Consider the following 16,941-nt stretch of genomic DNA (forward strand, 5'->3'; position numbering starts at 1 on the left):
TCTTTTAAGATTGGAGCAGTCACTTTTTTGCTCTGATTTCCATGCGCGATCGCCTGTTGCAAGTTGTTAGTTTAGGTCTTGGACTCTTTGCCCTTGGGGTTTATGGTTGGGCTGTACTAATGCCGGATAACCATAGTTTTATGGTTGGCTTGCCTTGGTTTTATTTGGTGCAAGGCGGATTTTTATGTGGCGTAATCTGGGCGATCGCCCAGATTTGGGGGCAGCGCCAAGGAGAATCAAAGGGTTTATGGTGGCTGGGTGGCAACCTAGACTGGGTGATTTTTTGTCTCATTGCGACGCTAAGTTTGTCGTTGGTGACGGCTCCGTTTCGAGAAATGGCGGTGTTGTATAGTGCCGTAGATATTGCCTATATCGGTATTTTGTATGGGCTACATCACTTTTGGCTCCAGCAGTCTAGGGCAGAAAAAAGCCAGGCGCTACTGACCCATCCGCTACTACTCGCCCAAGGATTATTGTGTGGAGCCTTTAGCATTTGGAGCTTAACGCTTTGGCTTACAGAGACGGTGTTGCCAGAGCTGGCGCGACTTGACGCTTTAAAGGAGCTGGGGATTGCCGCGGAATATCGATTTTCGAGCGTCACTTTACGAAACTGGGCAACCTTTGGTCATCCTAATTATGTTGCAGGATTTTTATTATTGGCGCTACCGCTCTTAATCAGTTTGGCGATCGCCGCAAAATCTTGGCAGCGGTGGTTTTGGGTGGCGTGCTGTAGCCTTAGTTTTATTGCGTTTTATTCGACAAATTCTCGCGGTGGCTGGCTTGGATTATGCGTGTCGTTCGGGGTCATGGTTCTGTTGCTACTCTGGAAAAGTACGTTGCCACGGCGTTGGCTTGGTTTGGGCGGCATATCAGGATTGACATTGCTTGTGCTCTGGGCTGTCCAAAATGAGCGACTACGGGGCACTTTCACAGGGCTTTTTTCTTTTGGTCAACAGGGGGGCGAATTTGCCTATCGCTGGATCACGACCTACACCGGCTGGCAAATGGGCTGGGAGCAACCGCTAGCGGGACAGGGATTAGGTTCTGTGGCTTTGCTGTATCAAGAGTTTCGTCCAGTTTGGGCTGGTTTAGAAGCCGAGATTTTATTTCAACTCCACAGTACTCCCATACAAATTTGGGCAGAGTTGGGGTTACTGGGCAGTTTCACAATGTTGCTTGGTTTAGGTTTGCTGGCCAAAATGTGGTGGAAATTATTGCAACCTAAGATTTGGAAGGCGATCGCCGCTGAAGACAAAATTTTGGTTTATGCCATTGGCGCGGCCGGGATTGGCTATGGCGTGATGGCTTTAACGGATTATCAACTTGATGTGGTGGCGATCGCCAGCTTTTTATTACTCTACATTTCTCTCCTCACGAATTTGCACCACCGTTACGTTAGGCCCGTCGTCGCCCTCAAGCCCATTTTTCAACCATTATCCCTCGGCCTAATTGGTTTGATACTGGCGGGAATTTTAAGTTGGTCAATACCAATGAATGCAGCCTTTGCCTCCTCCCACCTTGGATTCAAGTCATTGCGGCAAGAAAAACTAGAAACCTTTGTGGATCAACTCGCCACCGCCCATTCCCTCGCACCTTGGCAGCCTTACTATGCCTACCAACTGGGTTGGTCATTGGGGGAACTGGCACTCTGGGATAATCATCCTGCTGATATTCAACGCACGTTACGGGAAGAAGCGATCCTCTGGTTTCAACGGGCGATCGCCGCCTCACCGAGCTACGAATTTGGGCACAGCAGTTTAGGTTGGCTCACCCTTGTGGACACACCGACTGCTGCCACGGCCTATTTTAGTCGCGCCATGGAACTCATGCCCTACCATCGTTTAACGCTATTTGGTTTGGGAGAAAGTTGGTTTAAGCGTGGAGAAATTGAGAAAGCAATCGAGGCGATCGCCATTGAATTTGTGCGCTTTCCAGAATTTGCGATGAGTCCGCTGTGGCTCAAGGCAGAATGGCTCGACTACTATCCCGCAATATTGGAACGGACTGACGAGATTTTCACTGATTTAATCATCGCGACAAAGCCAAAAAATCAAACCCTGCAAACCCAACTCCACCAAAACCGTGGGGCTCTGCGGTGGTATTACAGCGATGATGCCGGAGCTGCAGAAGACTTTTCGGTCAATAACTTTACATTGGGGCAATTACTGCTCGCCCTAGAAAAAACAACTCCTGAAACTTGGCAACAAGATTTAACTGCTGAACAAATTAATACCCTACACACAGCGATTAGTGACAATAAAAAATGGGCATTGGCGATCGCCGCGTGGCTCTACCCAGAGGAAGCCGAACCCTACCTAAAAAAAGCATTCCAACTGAGCGATCTATCCAATCAACCAAAGATACTCAGGGAATCACTACGCCGTTTAAAAAATCAGAAATCCCTGCGAGCCTGGCTCAGAAACCAAGACTATCTACGTCCAAGTCGGATTCAACGCGTCGGTTTTAACGTCATTTCTCGACACCTCGGCGGCGCTAAACCACGGGATTTCGGTGAGTTTTACGACAATATTTTAATGGGTAATTTATTTAATAATCTGTTTGTCACCGTGCGTTATGCTCCGGATTTAGACCTCAATCTTTCACAATATTGGCAACCTTTACTCGAATTACCATCAACCCCAAAACCCCAATAAAAATCCCCCTTATCAGTAAGAGGGATACAAAAAAAGATCGACAAATCAAGTTGAGTTTTGAAGTTTAGAGTTAGGACTTGGCGGCGTGGGCAGCAGCACGCTCAGACGTTTGTGTCCATTTAGACGTGCAAAGAATGCGACTGCGATCGCAGCGGTCTACATACTTACTGGCAATATCCGTCACCTCCAGCATCAAACCCTTATCAAGTTTGGTGGGTTCTAAACCCATATCGAGGAAACACTGATTTTCCACATAAAGATCATTTTCAGAATCTTCATTCCGGGGATTTTCAAGGTACTGAATTTCTGCACCTGTAATGTTATTGATGATTTCCGCTAATTCCTTAACGCGGTGAGTTTCTGTCATTTGGTTCAGGATTTTGACGCGCTCTCCTTTTTCTGGTGGGTTGGCGATCGCCAGCTCCACACATTTAACAGTGTCTTTAATGTGAATAAAGGCGCGAGTTTGGCCACCAGTACCATGCACCGTAAGGGGATAGCCCACTGCCGCTTGCATCAAGAAACGATTGAGTACTGTGCCATAGTCACCATCATAGTCAAAACGATTAATGAGCCGCTCATCCATCGCCGTTTCCGGTGTGTTAGTTCCCCAGACAATACCTTGGTGGAGATCTGTGACACGGACTTTATCGTTTTTGTTGTAATACGCAAAGAACAGTTGATCCTGCGTCTTGGTCATGTGGTAGATGCTACCCGGATTTGCCGGGTGAAGAATTTGCTTTTCAATGACCTTGCCATCCTCCGTCACCACCTGAATATCAAGGTAGCCTTCGGGGATTTTCATGCCCGCAGTGCCATAACCATACACACCCATGGTGCCGAGGTGGACGATATGAATATCTAGACCAGATTCAACCACTGCACAAAGCACATTGTTTGTGCCATTGAGATTATTATCGACGGTATAACGCTTATGCTTCGCCGATTTCATCGAGTAGGGAGCCGCCCGCTGCTCAGCGAAGTGAACAATCGCATCTGGTTCGTAATCCAAAAGAAGATTTAGGAGGCGATCGTATTCTTTGGCGATATCAAAATTCAAAAACTTGATGCGCTTGCCAGTGAGTTCTTGCCACGCTTCAAGGCGCACAGACATTGGCCGGATGGGAGTCAGAGAATCCACTTCCAGCTCATTATCGATATTTCGTCTAGAAAGATTATCAACAATAACGACATCGTGACCTGCTTGGGATAGGTGTAACGATGTGGGCCAGCCGCAGAATCCGTCTCCACCCAGAACAATGATTTTCATTGATTTCACTCCTTCGGTTGCTTGTGAATTTTCTTGTGAATACTGTCAAAATCGCATGCATGGCATCAGCGTTTTTGCGAAACTCACTTTAACAAATGCTTCGTACTACTTATACTCTGTGGTGAGTTGGTAGCAAAGTTAGACGCTATCTGTGATTTTCGTGATTTAAATGGGTCAAATGAGCTTGATGCCCCTTAAACTGCTGAGATTATCCCATATTATGAACGGCTGAGATCGGAGTAAAATAAGTTCTCGAAAGTTGCTGAGAGGCTTACTAAATAAAGGTTTTTGGGTTAAGAAAACAGTAAGGTGTGGCGATCGCCCCGTTTAGGCTTGCTGTAAAACCTGGGCGGCTGTAATTTCGTTTTCTGGTTGTAATTCTTGAAGTAAAGGTGAGGTCAAAATCTCTGCATCAACAAAAGTGGCTTCGTCGTATAAACCTTCATTTAACGACAAGATGGTGACTTTACTGGTAAGGGGATCGACAATCCAATATTCACTAATACCCCGCGCTTGATATTGTGCCCGCTTATAACGATAGTCCCGATTAATATTTACTTTGCCCGGCGAAACCACTTCAACTACAAGCTTTGGTGGCGGCATATCAGGCATGATTGTCGAACGCGTTGCACCTTCTAGAGCAAGAGCCGCTTCTTCCGATAAAACTGTGAAATCGGGAACTCGCACGGATTCTTTAGAGCCTGTAACTGCCACTTCAATACCAATACGCAAGCAGTAGGGAGCAATTCCGAGTTTTAGAAAATATGCAAACAAAAAAGACGCAATGCGCTGATTTTGGTCGCTTTCGGGGGGCATTTCCACTAATTCTCCATTTTCTAGCTCATAGCAAATGTTTTCTTCTGGGTAAAAAGCAAGAAATTCGGCGAGGGTCATTCCTCGTGAGGCGATCGCCACCATAATGATTGTCCTCAGATTATTGCAACCTTATTGATTAATTTTGGCATAGTTCCTCAAACTCAACTGGTTGAGATGATTAGTTGTGGAGAAGAAGTTTGTGCTGTTTTGATCGTTCCAATTTCAATGCTTGCGTCATAACCCACCTGCCGCAAATCTGCCAAACAAGCAGTTATTTTTTCAGGAGCGATACTCGCTAGCAATCCCCCAGATGTTTGCGGGTCAAAAAGCAATTCATATTTCGGGTTTTCTCGTAATGACATATCCGCTTGGATAAATTGTTCGGCGGTGTGATTTTGCGGCGCGAGGGAACTGGTAAAGCCTTGTTTTATTGTTTCAACTGCCCCATGAAGCATCGGCAATTGATCTAAATATAATTCCGCTGAAAGTCCGGAAGGTTGCAGCATTTCGAGGAGATGTCCTGCTAGCCCAAACCCGGTGATATCGGTACAAGCGGTTGCGCCATATTTGCGTAAAATTTCGGCGGCCTTGCGGTTGGATTGCACCATGGCGGCGATCGCCCCATCGAGCCATTTTCCCTTTGCCACTCGTTGCATTTCTGCCGCAAACAATGTGCCCGTACCGAGGGGTTTTGTCAGGATTAAAGCTTGTCCTGCCTGTACTTCACCTTTTCGCCAAATGTCATCTTTTTGGATAAATCCATTGCAAGTTAACCCCAATCCTAATTTGTCAGCTTCGTTCGTATGACCACCGATTAATGCAATATTTTCCGCCCGCAAAACCTTGGTGACTCCCGCTAACATCTGTTGCAAAAGTCCCTGTTGGACTCTGGCTTCGCCGTGGGGAATACTCGCTAAAACCAAGACACTGTGGGGCATTGCACCCATCGTATAGAGATCGCTGAGGCAATGCTGGGTCACAATTTGACCGAGGAGATAGGGATCATTAATCAAGCTCGGAAAATAATCGACCGTTTGCACCAGAAGCTGATCCTTTGGCACTTGAATGACCGCCGCGTCATCGGGTTGATCTAGCCCTACAACTACACCTTCAGTGTTCGATGTTTCAAGATCTGAAAGGGCGGCTGCCAAAATATTTTTCCCGACCTTTGCGCCACAGCCTGCACAATACATTTTTGGTGCAGGTTCAGTGGCTGTCGCGGCCACCATGGGTTTCATCTCCGGCAAATCGGCAAACTGATCCATAAATTTGCGGTCGATTTTATCTTTCCAATGCCACAGCCAACGACTACGCCAACCTAGTTTCCACCACGAGGCGATCGCCTGTTGATCGCCAGTGCCAATGAGTGCGAGATAACGTTTTTGAGGGTTGTAATCAATTAAAGCTTCGCCAGTAAAAGTGCGTCGCCAATTTTGAAATAACGGTTTCCCTTGACGTACTGCAAATACTCCTGCTTTTGGTCTGGGATGGTTGCGCATAGATGCAATATCTCCCGTCGCAAAGACGAAAGGATGGGACGGCGATCGCAGCGTTTCATCCACCACGACAAAACCCTTTGCATCGGTTTCAATCGCACTTTTTTCCAACCAATGTGCAGGCGATGCTTGCGTGACCCAAATCACCTTTCCCGTTAGCCGTAAGCCCGATTGACATTGCAACCCCGATTTAAAAACCTCTGTTACTTCTTCGTTGAGGTGAATCTTAACGCCACGCTGCAACAATAACTTTTCTGTTTTTTGGCTGACCCAAGGATTTTCATTACCACTAATTAATGCCGAGCCGCGATGCACAAGGTGCAAAGAAAGTAAATTTGGTGATGTTAGTTTTTGGGTTAAAGCATGGTGAATATTAAAAGCTAGTTCTGTGCCCCCTGCCCCACCCCCAACGATGATAATGTCCTGTTTTTGGGAAGGATTTTCTGATGCTTCATCGAGAATTTTTTGCCACGCCGTCAGAAATTTTGGCACAGGCTTAGCCGGGATCGCATATTGCCTTGCTCCCGGAATATTTGTCACACTGGGAGTACTACCAATATCTAACGATAAATAATCAAACCGTACCGGCGGGCGATCGCCACAAAGAATTATTTTATTCTCTAAATTTAAATCAAAAACTTTCTCTCTTAAAAAATCAGCTCCAGCAAAATAGGCAAGGCGACGCAGATCGATATGGGTTTCGTCATAGCCATAAAACCCCGCAACATACCCCGGCAGCATCCCCGAATAGGGCGTGTAAGTCACATCACTAATTAAAGTAAGACGGACATTTCTGAGAGGATTCATTCCCCACATGCGTAGGGCGATCGCGTGACTATGACCACCACCCACCAAAACCAAATCTGTCATATATTATCTTGATCTCAACTGTACTTTGATTATTTTAAAGCGATATATAACCCTTGGGATATTTACATTTTTTTTAGAAAGAAAATGGACACAAAGAATAATAGAAAATGGCTGTAATCCCCTACTATTCCTGTGCCCAAAAAACTAAATTTATTCGTTTTTCACTAACCTAAAATTATCATTGATATCAAAAAGCATCTTTAATAGAATCGACCATATCCTCAGATAGATCCTTTAAACTATTCGCAGATTTCTCTAATTTTTCTTGCACCTTAGCAACATCTTGCTTCGCTTTCCCCTTGGCCTCTTGGGCTAAACCTTCCGCCTTCTCAGAAAGCCCAGAAACCTCGCTGGACACCTCACCAATATCCCGCTTAGCTCTACCGACCACTCGGTCAGCAGTACCTTCTACACGCTTACTTGCACTGCTATTCGTCACTTTGTCGAGCATATCTGAAGGACTAGGAACTTCCAATAAAAATGTGGCTTGAGACAGTGGTGCAGCCTGAGCAACTTGGTTGAATTTAAGGGTTACGTTAGGTTCGATAAAGGTTACTGACAATAATAAAAGACTACCCAGTAAAAGTTTTAATCCTGATTTTAAACTCATTTGTCGCTGATTCATTTTGAGAGATTATATATTTTGTACCCTAAGATAATAGAAAATTCGAGCATAAAAAATCATCTATCTAGAGGGTCTCTTCGACTTTTCTCTAGGTAGATTAACAGACGATGCCAAAGTCAAAATTTATGCCTTCTTGGCATAAGAATCTATGGATTATGGCTTATGTAAAATGGAATATGCCTAAAGATTTTTAGGATTTATCTCAATTGATAGAAGTCCTAGGTATGGTTTGAAGGCTATTGTGTTAATAGTTAAAACAAAGTTGGTGAATGCTTGTTTGACTTGACTAACTTTGTACTTGAATTTGTAGAATTATAGGAAATAAATTTATTATGGGTAACGAAAATAGAATTGATGCTACTTTGAAAAATATCGAAGGAAAGGTTCAAGAGGCCGTTGGTGAATTCACGGGTGATCCGAAGGACCAAGCGGAGGGTAAAGTAAAGCAAGCGGAAGCTGAGGCTCAGCATACTGTTGAGAATGCTAAGGATGAAATTAAGAAAAATCTTTAATGGGATGATTTTTAGGTGATGTTTCTCTGGGGAGAGGATGTCAGTTTTTTATTAGGTAAAGGAGGTAAGGGGTGATGCTCTTTGCCTTTTTTATTTTTTTATTTTTTTATTTTTTTATTTTAAAATTCTCTGGATAGATCTTATGGATGGTTTTTCTCTAGGGGTAAACTTAATTGTTGATGATTAGATAGTTGTTTAATAATTTTTAAATGGGCTTTGGAAAAGGGATATTGATGTAGATTAGTCATTTTTACCCAGCGATCGCCTTGATGGTGGCTGACAAAATAAATATGGGGTTTTAGTTCAATCTTGAAGTGAGTGTAGGCATGAAAAACGGTTTCTAGGGAATGTTTATATATTGCTTGGGGAAATAGGTTTTCTGTGAGAGATGCGATATTTCCTTCGGTATTGGGAAATTCCCATAGGCCACCGAGTAGGCCTGTTACGGGACGTTGCTGGATAAATACTTCGTTTTGGCCATTAAAGGCGATCGCCGCCACTAGTTTCTTGGTGGGCACTTTCTTTTTGGGAGCCTTGCGGGGAAAATCTGTGGGAGTCCTCAGTTGAAATGCTTTGCATTGACCTTGCCACGGACAAACGCCACAGCTCGGATTCTTTTGCGTACAGAGGGTCGCCCCCAGATCCATAAACGCTTGATTGAAATCTCTGGGATTCTCTGGATCTAAAATTTGATCAGAAACTTCCCACAATTCCCTCAAGGCTTTTGCTGGCGGTTTCTCTAATGCCATAATTCTCGCTAAAACCCGCTTAACGTTGCCATCCAAAATTGATAACGGCAAATTCCGGGCAGAACTGAGTATTCCTCCTGCTGTGGTGCGGCCAATTCCCTTGAGCTTGAGGATATTCTCTAAATCTTCTGGAAACTCGCCGTTAAATTCTGAGACGACTTGCTTCGCTGCGTGGTGGAGATTTCTTGCCCGTGCGTAGTATCCCAGCCCTTCCCAAAGCTTAAGTACTGACTGCTGATCTGCTTTTGCTAAAGCTTGCACCGTTGGAAATTTTTTTAGCCAGCGTTCGTAGTAGGGAATGACTGTTTTTACTTGGGTTTGCTGGAGCATGATCTCCGAAATCCAGACGCGATAAATGTCTGGTTCGTTACGCCATGGTAAACTGCGACCTTCTCGCTGGTACCAGTTTAGGAGCGATCGCCGCATATTTTGTAAAGCCTGATCGGTAAACACAATGGCGATGGTCAATGTCCTGAAAATACAAAAATCTTTAAACCAAAAAAGAGCCCCAGATCTAACTGAAGCTCTTCTTTTTTTAGTACCCCCAAGGGAATTCGAATCCCTGTCGCCTCCGTGAAAGGGAGGTGTCCTAGGCCACTAGACGATGGGGGCTTGTGGACTGAGTACGAGCATTTCGCTTGCGACTCACAGTTAAACAATCTAACCGATAAAAAATGCAATGTCAATACTCTAATCTATCTTTTTTTGAAAGAGTGTTTTGAGTCAGTCGGCGATCGCCCTGCGCCCATTAGGAGTCTTGGGTCGAGGCTTCTGCCCGTACAGCCCGAAACATACCAAAACGACAAAGACCTTCCCCAAAGGCCAAACGCATTAATAAAATTGTGGGCACTTCTCGGATGGATTTCACAAAACCTGACCAACCGTACTGGAGCCAGCCCCTAGGCCGTTCGATACCAACCCAAATCGTTTGGAACCAAGAAGGCAATGTTTCACGCGTCCAATCCGCCGTTTCCACTGCACCCTGCACAAAACCCGTCGCTTCTAACAGTTCTGAAAACCCTTCAATACTCGAAAACTTAGGATGCGCCCACTGGTCTAAGAGTTGAGTCATAACAGGCTTTTCCCACCAGTTCAAAGGAATACGGCGATCATCCCGTTGGTTCCAATCCGCAACAACTAATTTGCCACCGGGCTTTAGTACCCGCAATAATTCCTTGGCAAATACCGCCTTATCCGGCATGTGGGGGCCCGCCTCAATGGACCACACCACATCAAAACTGGCATCGGGAAAAGATAAATTCATCGCATCATCGACTTGAAATTTGGCCGTTACACCCATGGGAGTTAGCTCTGTAGCGCGTTCCACCTGTTTGGGACTAATGGTGACACCCGTGACATCAAAGTCATAATCCTGCGCCAAAATCCGACTACTGCCGCCTATCCCACAACCGACATCCAGCACCGTCGTGCCAGCCGGAAGGGTTGCCAGTCCGCCCCAGCGCACCATTTCATGGACAAAATCAATTTTTGCGGTGAGAAAGTCCATGTCGCGAGGAGGGTTGCCGTAATAACCAAGGTGAATATGTTCGCCCCAATAAAATTCGAGGATGCCATCTTCTGTCCATTCGTCGTAGGAGTTGGCGACCGTTTCAGAGGATTGATAGCGGCGTGCTGACAAGAAGTACAGTACTAAACTCACAATTAAACCAAAGCCGACCAAGATCAAGATTAGAGATGCAAAATTCATAGCAAGATTTGTGAAGGGATTTAACGCTTGATGCTCAGGCTATCCTAGCTGATTGGTGTATGAAATTGTGATCTGCCATGCTCCTAAATGTGTCTTTTGAGAGAGCATTTTTTCCCCACAACTCCAGATTTTTTCTGCGTTTACAAAGATTAGGATGAACCCATTGGAATAAACAAAAAAATTAAAGTAAAAGATATTAAAGATATTTATGACAGCAGAGTTTTTATCTAAAACAATTCTTGGTAACACCGTAATGGATTATGCCATGGCGATCGCCTTTCTCCTTGGCGGTGTAATCGTGATTAACGGTGTCAAAAGTTTAGTGCTCTGCTCGGTGAGACAGTGGGCAAAAAGATCATTTTTTGAAGTCGATCCGCGGCTACTGAATATTTTTAGTAAAGCTCTAGTGCGACTACTTTATATCGGTAATATTTCACTGGCGATCGGCAACCTAGCACTACATCCTATCCTAGACGAGACTGTAAGCTCCCTTGTGGTGATAGCAGCAACAGTTGTTGCCATTCAATTCATTTCGCGTCTCATCGAATACAGTGTACGCTCTTACTTTCTTAAAAAAGGTGATCTTGAATTAGAGCAAAGTTTTAGTGCTTTAATGCCCATTATCCGTACGATTCTTTGGACAATTGGTGCAGTATTTCTCCTCGACAACCTCGGCTTCGATATCTCTGCCGTCATTGCCAGTTTAGGTATTGGTGGTATTGCCGTTGCCTTTGCTGCCCAAGGTGTTTTAGGCGATCTATTTAGCTACTTCTCCCTAGTGATTGATCGCCCTTTTATCATTGGTGATTTTATTATCGTCGATGATTTTCTCGGCACAGTAGAACACATTGGCATTAAAACAACTCGTCTCAAAAGCATTAGCGGCGAAGAAATTGTCATTGCCAATACTGATTTAACCGATTCAAGAGTGCGTAACTTTCGACAGATGGAACGACGTCGGATTCAGTTTAGTTTGGGTGTTCTCTACGAAACGTCTAAAGAAAAGCTAGAGGTTATTCCTGCCATTATTCAAGATATTATTGCATCCCAAGAAAATGCTATTTTTGACCGTGCTCACTTTGCTAGCTATGGTGATTTTAGTTTAAATTTTGAGATTGTCTATTTTGTGAATGGTGGTGACTTTAGTCTATATATGGATGTGCAACAGAAAATCAATTTGGCAATTTTTGAGGCCTTTGCCAAGCGCGATATCGAATTTGCCTATCCGACAAATGTTACTTATCTCAAGTCGGATACATCGAAAGAGGAACCGATTCAGGTCGCAACTCAAACAACCAATAATCAAGATAGTTAGAAGTTTTAAGTTACTCAGGATTTAGCCATCAAAATTCTAATTGCTAATTTCTAATTACTGATTTCTCATTAAAAAAATAAGGGCAACCCATGCTATTTAAAGTCATATTGGGTTGCCTATTTTATTGATATTTATAAACTCGATTTGCTAGTTTTGTTTTACTCGGATGCTGTTTCTAGGGCTGTCGTTTCAACCATTGGGTATGGGCGTTCTCCTGCGTAATTTCCGGGCGGATCATAGCTACAAACCCAAATTTCAAAGTCATCTTCCCGCGCCATGGCACAACCTAGTTGAGTTGTTTCGTGCCAGACCATTTGGGTATAGTGGCCGCACATTAAGCCCATGCATTGATTGCTTTCGTAGTCATAATCTTTCACTTCTGAACCCCAGAGATTTACGACAAAGCTGGGGGTCATATGGCGTTTGGTTGCTTTTGCTAGGTTTTCACCGTGGGGATTTTGGGAAACTGGTCGGTGATACATGTCGCGTTCTGCTAAGAGGTGTTCTGCCCAAATTTTTGAGTGTTCTACCAACTCGTCTGACCAGGTTAGGGGAGCCACTCCGACTTTCGCGCGCCATTCGTTATGGATATCGAGCATTTCGGCGATCGCCTCGGGGGTGGATAGATCGTAATTGTCTGTCTCAAAACCTAGGGCTTGGGCTTCGGCGAGGGTGAGTAGTTGGTGACGTTTAACGTTCGTGGTGTGGGAATCGTCGTTGTAGCTAATTTCGTAGCGATCGCCGCCGTAGCCTCCTAATTGATAGCCTGTAATGACCCCTTCACGGTAGGTTTCGCCTTCCGCAACGATGACCGGTAGACCCACTTGAAAAATACGACGAGCTTGGGGGCGACTTGTGGTTTTCTTTCTTAGGCGATCGCCCCTGACATTATTTTCAGTGAAACCAATATCTAAGTAACGAACGCTGTAGATTGTTTTTTGCTCTAAGAATTGCACCGACAGGATTTCCCCAGAGCGCCACTGGTTATTGCGCTGAACTTCGACGCGATCGCCGACAGTAAAATTTTCGACTGTTATCGCTTCCATGGTTGAAGCAACAGGAGATGGGGGCTGGACTGCTGGCGACGCTGAGACGGAACCCAGTGGTAAGAGTAGGGGCGTGACAACGAGAGAAGCGAGAGAAACGAGAGAACTTTTTAACCACATGGACAAAACAGACTGGTAAATACGACAAGGGCAAAGTAAATAGATTATTTCGTCGCCCTATCTGCTTTAACATCCGTGATTATGACCAAATTTAACTAAATATCGTGATTTTTTCGTAAAGAAGGTGAATATTCTGAGTTTTGTGAGTCCATTGAATTTGCTTTTCCCAGTAAAAAAAGAGGACTACTTTACCCTGTGACCACAGGGATTTTGCCTTGATAATATTTGGGAAGATTACGAAGCGTTGGTTTGGGTAGTCCGCCTCGATATGATGATTGGTGGCAAAAAAACTATTGAAAGAGAAGGCTAAAGTTATGGCGATCGCATTACCGAAGAAAATCATGATGTTAGGTTCAGGCGAATTGGGGAAAGAAGTGGTGATTGCAGCCCAACGCCTTGGTAATACCGTGATTGCAGTGGATCGCTATGACAATGCTCCTGCCATGCAAGTGGCGGATTATCGTGAAGTGATTTCGATGTTGGACGGTGAAGCCCTAGAAGCCGTCGTAAAAAAATATGAGCCGGATTTTATCGTGCCGGAAGTGGAGGCCATTCGCACGGAAAAGCTACTGGAATTTGAACAGCAGGGCTATACCGTTATTCCCACTGCCGCCGCGACGAATTTCACAATGAACCGCGATCGCATTCGGGATTTAGCCCACAATGAATTAGGATTACGCACGGCGAAATATGCCTATGCCACCAGCCTTGAAGAGTTGACCGCTGTCGCCCAAGAAATTGGGTTTCCCAACGTAATTAAGCCCGTCATGTCTTCTTCTGGCAAGGGGCAATCCATTGTACAAACGGCCTTCGAGCTAGAGAAGGCTTGGAATTATGCCATTGAAGGGGCGCGGGGAGATACCGCCAAAATCATCATCGAAGAGTTTATTGATTTTGAAGTTGAGATTACCCTGATGACCGTCAAGCAATGGGCAGGGGAAACCCTCTTTTGTCCGGCGATCGCCCACCGACAAGAACGGGGAGATTATCAAGAATCTTGGCAACCAGTGGGGTTAACGGATGCCCAAGTGAAAGATGCTCAAGACATTGCCTGCAAGGTGACGAATGCTCTCGGTGGTGCTGGGATTTTTGGGGTGGAATTTTTTATCACCAAAGACGAAGTGATTTTTTCTGAGCTATCGCCCCGTCCCCACGACACAGGTATGGTGACGATGATCTCCCAAAATCTCAACGAATTCGAATTACATGTACGCGCAATCTTAGGATTACCAATCCCTACCATTGAACAGTTAGGAGCTGCCGCTAGTGCGGTGATTTTAGCCGACCAAAACAGCGAAACAATTTCTTTTGCTGGTGTCGCAGAAGCCTTAGCTGAACCCCAAACAGATTTGCGTTTATTCGGTAAGCCGGATTCTCGTCCCTACCGTCGCATGGGTGTTGCTTTGGCGAAGGGGAAAGATACCGATGAAGCCCGTAAAAAAGCCTTTAACGCGGCTCAAAAGGTCAAAATCACTTATGACTAAGAATTACTACTTTTCTAAGTTTCGATCACAGGAATTTTATGCTCTTTGTGAATTACTTTGTTCAATTTTCAACACATCTTCCACAGAATTAACCGGATTTTATCAAGCACTATCACGGGATTTAGAAAAGCCAGATTACCCTAAGCCTTTTGCCGGTCGAAGTTTTTTTCAGTCACTGAATAAAGATTTTCAAGAAGTTTATCAATCTTCTCCTGTTGTCTCTGTTGACTTACCGAGTATCTGGGAGTGGGACGATAGCAATACTGACAAACCGACAGTTGTCCTTATTGGTCAAGATCCTAAAATGAACTATCGCTTCACTGACTTAGTGATTGGTACGCCCTATGGTTTGCATCACAAAGACTCACGAAAAGGCAAGCAAAAACCGAGTCATTATTGGGTCATGATTCAAGACATTATGAATCTTGGTTATCGAGTCTATTTGACAGATATTTGGAAACTTTGGGTTTGCGATCCAGCTTCTCCATTCAAAGGCAAAAACTTAAATAAGGTAGATCGTGATCGTTTTGTATCAATTCTGAAACAGGAAATTACATTACAGAAGCCTGATGCTGTCATCACTTGGGGTCGCCCAGCTCAGCAATCTATCGACTACCTTAAATTACCATATCTACATTTGAATATTCCTCATCCAAGTCCAATGCCTAATTCCGCTTGGAAAGCATTAGTTGGAAAGCAAAGCTTTGAAAATAAACTGATCTATTGGCGCCAATTTTTAAAAGATAATCTGGAGGCTAGATGATGTTTAAACAAACTATGGCGATCGCCGCCGGTTTAATGCCACTCAGTTCTCTGGTGTTTTCTCCTATTGCCTACGCTCAAGTAGAGAATACTTGCAATCTAGAAGCGCAGATTTCTAATATTTTAAATAGTGAAAAATACAATCAAGCCCAGTGGGGGATCGCTATTCAAGACCTAACCCAAGACACTTTAGTTTACGGAAAAAATGCAAATACTTTATTTGTGCCCGCTTCAAATGCAAAGCTCTTTACCACAGCCGCAGCCCTAGAAAAAATTGACACAGACTATCAATTTGCGACAAAGGTTTATGCGATTGGCTATGGCTCAAATCTAGAAAAATTGATTATTCGTGGAGGAGGTGATCCCACCGCAGATACCACGGAGCTTCAGGATATTGTTGCTCTCCTGAAAAGCCGGGAAATTTCCGCCATTGAGCAGGTGATCGTTGACGATAGTTTATTCCCAGAACCCGATATTCATCCGACATGGGAATGGTCAGATTTAGCCTTTTACTATGCACCGCCAGTGAATAGTTTAATGCTAGATAAAAATACGGTTGCGCTTTCCTTAACACCAAGCGCTGTCGGACAACCAGCACAGCTTCAGACCCTTAACGATGAAAACCATGAGGCGATCGCCCTCAGCCAGTGGCAAATTAATAATCAACTCATCACCTCAGAAGCCGGCACAAACTACCAAGGATCTGTCACGCAAACCTTTGGTACGAATGAATTAGTAATTAAAGGTCAAATTCCAGCCGATGCTGATGCCGATATTTGGCGACTTTCAATTCCTAATCCGACCCAAAATGTGATGAACCAATTACTCTATGAATTCGCAAAACAAGGGATTCAAGTTAATCGCTCATTAGTCACAAATTCAGAGTTTACGGAATATGATCAAGCCTTCACTGTGACAACAATCACTTCACCATCTTTGTCAGGGATTTTAGGAGCCGCAAACCGCGATAGCAGTAATCTCGAAGCAGAAAGTTTACGCCATTTTTTAGGGACATTAGACCCAGAAAAAACAGGCGCACAGGTAATAACTGAAACGTTAATTAAACTAGGTGTCACAGAAAATAGTTTTGTCATTAAAGACGGCTCCGGTTTATCGCGTCATAATCTCGCCTCACCCCGTAGCCTTGTGGAGCTGCTCGCCGCCATGGCAGACCATCCCGATGCAGAGGTGTATCAAAATTCCTTGGCGATCGCCGCAGAAACAGGCACCTTAAGCCGTCGCTTTGTGGACACCCCCATGGCCGGAAACTTTTACGGTAAGACAGGCACAATGACCAACGTTGTGACCCTTTCCGGTTATCTCGAACTAGACGGCGATCGCACCTTGGCACTAAGTATCCTCGCCAACCAATCCCCCCAACCCGCCAGTATTACCCGCCAAGGCATAGACGATATCATTCAAAAAATTCATCACTGGGGCGAAAACTGCTTAGGGACGATCCCCACTGCTCCCACCCTATAAATCCCGTTAAGATCAAACATCAGAAGTAACCG

At 44.6% G+C, this 16,941-nt stretch carries 13 protein-coding genes and 1 tRNA gene; 6 read left to right on the forward strand and 8 right to left on the reverse strand.

Annotation, left to right across the window (positions count from 1 at the left end; translation table 11 throughout):
* The first annotated feature begins 41 nt into the window (after positions 1–41).
* Complete coding sequence (locus NIES208_RS01060) at positions 42–2,654, forward strand: O-antigen ligase family protein (protein ID WP_075888823.1); 2,613 nt, start codon at positions 42–44, stop codon at positions 2,652–2,654.
* 70 nt (positions 2,655–2,724) lie between these two features.
* Here the strand turns inward: NIES208_RS01060 and NIES208_RS01065 are convergent, their stop codons facing one another.
* From NIES208_RS01065 to NIES208_RS01080, 4 genes are all read right to left on the reverse strand, one after another.
* Positions 2,725–3,924 carry an NAD-dependent epimerase/dehydratase family protein gene (locus NIES208_RS01065; RefSeq protein WP_075888825.1) on the reverse strand — a complete coding sequence of 400 codons (1,200 nt, stop codon included), beginning with the start codon at positions 3,922–3,924 and terminating at the stop codon, positions 2,725–2,727.
* A 327-nt stretch (positions 3,925–4,251) separates the two neighbouring features.
* A complete protein-coding gene (locus NIES208_RS01070; RefSeq protein WP_216349320.1) occupies positions 4,252–4,842 on the reverse strand; it encodes a Uma2 family endonuclease in 591 nt (196 codons plus the stop codon).
* A gap of 59 nt (positions 4,843–4,901) precedes the next feature.
* Positions 4,902–7,106, reverse strand: coding sequence for a selenide, water dikinase SelD (gene selD, locus NIES208_RS01075; protein ID WP_075888829.1), 2,205 nt, complete (start codon positions 7,104–7,106; stop codon positions 4,902–4,904).
* A 187-nt stretch (positions 7,107–7,293) separates the two neighbouring features.
* A complete protein-coding gene (locus NIES208_RS01080) occupies positions 7,294–7,731 on the reverse strand; it encodes a CsbD family protein (RefSeq protein WP_171971684.1) in 438 nt (145 codons plus the stop codon).
* 332 nt (positions 7,732–8,063) lie between these two features.
* Between NIES208_RS01080 and NIES208_RS01085 the strand changes: the two genes are divergently transcribed.
* Positions 8,064–8,243 (forward strand): CsbD family protein, encoded by a 180-nt coding sequence (locus NIES208_RS01085; RefSeq protein WP_075888833.1) that lies wholly within the window; start codon positions 8,064–8,066, stop codon positions 8,241–8,243.
* Between the two features lie 140 nt (positions 8,244–8,383).
* Here NIES208_RS01085 and mutY read toward each other — a convergent pair whose 3' ends face one another.
* From mutY to NIES208_RS01100, 3 genes are all read right to left on the reverse strand, one after another.
* Positions 8,384–9,460, reverse strand: coding sequence for an A/G-specific adenine glycosylase (gene mutY, locus NIES208_RS01090; protein ID WP_315861607.1), 1,077 nt, complete (start codon positions 9,458–9,460; stop codon positions 8,384–8,386).
* 71 nt (positions 9,461–9,531) lie between these two features.
* Positions 9,532–9,604, reverse strand: a tRNA-Glu gene (locus NIES208_RS01095).
* 136 nt (positions 9,605–9,740) lie between these two features.
* Positions 9,741–10,700 carry a methyltransferase domain-containing protein gene (locus tag NIES208_RS01100; protein WP_075888835.1) on the reverse strand — a complete coding sequence of 320 codons (960 nt, stop codon included), beginning with the start codon at positions 10,698–10,700 and terminating at the stop codon, positions 9,741–9,743.
* A 208-nt stretch (positions 10,701–10,908) separates the two neighbouring features.
* Between NIES208_RS01100 and NIES208_RS01105 the strand changes: the two genes are divergently transcribed.
* Complete coding sequence (locus NIES208_RS01105) at positions 10,909–12,015, forward strand: mechanosensitive ion channel family protein (protein ID WP_075888837.1); 1,107 nt, start codon at positions 10,909–10,911, stop codon at positions 12,013–12,015.
* A 158-nt stretch (positions 12,016–12,173) separates the two neighbouring features.
* Here the strand turns inward: NIES208_RS01105 and NIES208_RS19155 are convergent, their stop codons facing one another.
* The gene (locus NIES208_RS19155; RefSeq protein ID WP_216349322.1) at positions 12,174–13,181 is read right to left on the reverse strand and encodes a CAP domain-containing protein; all 1,008 of its coding nucleotides are present in this window, start codon (positions 13,179–13,181) and stop codon (positions 12,174–12,176) included.
* A 314-nt stretch (positions 13,182–13,495) separates the two neighbouring features.
* Between NIES208_RS19155 and purT the strand changes: the two genes are divergently transcribed.
* Genes purT through dacB form a run of 3 tightly spaced genes read left to right on the forward strand, consistent with a single transcriptional unit; the run spans position 13,496 to position 16,909 of the window.
* Entirely contained in the window at positions 13,496–14,665 is a 1,170-nt protein-coding gene (purT, locus tag NIES208_RS01120) for a formate-dependent phosphoribosylglycinamide formyltransferase (protein ID WP_075888841.1), read from the forward strand.
* On the forward strand, positions 14,658–15,428 hold the full coding sequence (locus NIES208_RS01125) for a uracil-DNA glycosylase family protein (RefSeq protein WP_075888843.1): 771 nt from the start codon (positions 14,658–14,660) through the stop codon (positions 15,426–15,428). Before purT ends, NIES208_RS01125 begins: the two co-directional genes overlap by 8 nt.
* Positions 15,425–16,909 (forward strand): D-alanyl-D-alanine carboxypeptidase/D-alanyl-D-alanine endopeptidase, encoded by a 1,485-nt coding sequence (gene dacB, locus NIES208_RS01130; protein WP_084176482.1) that lies wholly within the window; start codon positions 15,425–15,427, stop codon positions 16,907–16,909. The genes NIES208_RS01125 and dacB overlap by 4 nt, the downstream gene beginning before the upstream one ends.
* The last annotated feature ends 32 nt before the right edge of the window (positions 16,910–16,941 follow it).

Origin of the sequence: [Limnothrix rosea] IAM M-220 (assembly GCF_001904615.1) — a bacterium.
Lineage (GTDB): Bacteria > Cyanobacteriota > Cyanobacteriia > Cyanobacteriales > MRBY01 > MRBY01.